This window comes from Bradyrhizobium sp. Kon10, from assembly GCF_055807395.1.
The window spans coordinates 1-237 of sequence record NZ_JBVVOZ010000399.1; the positions used below are offsets into that span (position 1 = coordinate 1).

Genomic DNA, 237 nt, shown 5'->3' on the forward strand with positions numbered 1-237 from the left:
GTCATCAGCGCCAGATAAAAAGAGATAGCGGCAAAGCGCTGGCCGTTGTTGATCCCGTCGGCGTTGAGCCATGCGGCGGTATGATGCGGGAACGGCCCAGAACCTTGTTGCGTCGCCGGCAGCAGCAGGGTTGACCTGGCGAATACCGTCCCAATATCCTCTTCGGTCCAGTCTTCCGATTGGCCTTCCGTCAGCACTGAAAATTCGCGGCCGCCCATGAAACGCGCCGAGGGAACT

General features: G+C 59.5%; 1 pseudogene. It reads right to left on the reverse strand.

The window, feature by feature from the left end:
* Positions 1-218: pseudogene (locus AC0L2O_RS37515) on the reverse strand (carbohydrate kinase); the annotation flags it as partial.
* Positions 219-237: the final 19 nt, after the last annotated feature.